This window comes from Acidisphaera rubrifaciens HS-AP3 (assembly GCF_000964365.1).
GTDB classification, from domain to species: domain Bacteria; phylum Pseudomonadota; class Alphaproteobacteria; order Acetobacterales; family Acetobacteraceae; genus Acidisphaera; species Acidisphaera rubrifaciens.
Genome location: NZ_BANB01000913.1, coordinates 1 through 770, shown reverse-complemented (window position 1 = coordinate 770; position 770 = coordinate 1). Strand labels below are relative to the sequence as shown.

General features: G+C 72.9%; 1 protein-coding gene. It reads left to right on the top strand.

Annotation, left to right across the window (positions count from 1 at the left end; all coding sequences use genetic code 11):
- The coding region (locus B8460_RS22430) for an MGH1-like glycoside hydrolase domain-containing protein (protein WP_048863190.1) at window positions 1-606 on the top strand (606 nt) is incomplete at its 5' end.
- Window positions 607-770 lie beyond the last annotated feature (164 nt).

The window sequence follows — 770 nt, the reverse complement described above, 5'->3', positions numbered from 1 at the left end:
CGCTGGGACGAGCCCGGCCTCGGCGAGCGGCGGCTGCTGTCGCTGCTGCGCGGGCACCGGATGAAGCGGCTGCTGGTGCGCATGCTCGACCCGGCGGAGTTCCTGTCCGACCACGGCATCCGCTCGCTGTCGCGGGCGCATGACGCGGAGCCCTATGTGTTCCAGAGCGACGGGGCGCGCATCGCGGTCGGCTATGAGCCGGGGGAGAGCCGGTCGGCGATGTTCGGCGGCAATTCCAACTGGCGCGGGCCGGTGTGGCTGCCGCTGAATTACCTGATCATCGAGAGCCTGGAGCGGTTCCACCATTACTACGGCGACGATTTCCTGGTGGAGGCGCCGACCGGCAGCGGGCGGCAGGCGACGCTGCGCGGCGTCGCGGGCGATCTGCGGGCGCGGCTGACCGGGCTGTTCCTGCGCGACGACGACGGGCGGCGGCCGGCGCTGGGGGCGGATGCGCGGCTGCAGACGGACCCGCATTTCCGCGACCATGTGTGGTTCCACGAGTATTTCCACGGCGACACGGGCCAGGGCCTCGGCGCGTCGCATCAGACGGGATGGACGGGGCTGATCGCCAACCTGATCGCGCAGGCGGGCGGCGGCGGCTGACCGGCGCCGCCGGCGTCAGGGGCGGCTCGGCAGGAAGTGCGGGGGCGGCTTTCATTTTTTGCAAACGGCCCCTAGGGTCGCGTCCCCTTCGTTGCGGGTCCGACCGTGCCGTCCCATCGCCGCCCCCTGCCCCGCCGTCACCGGCGCCCCGCCGCGCGGATGCC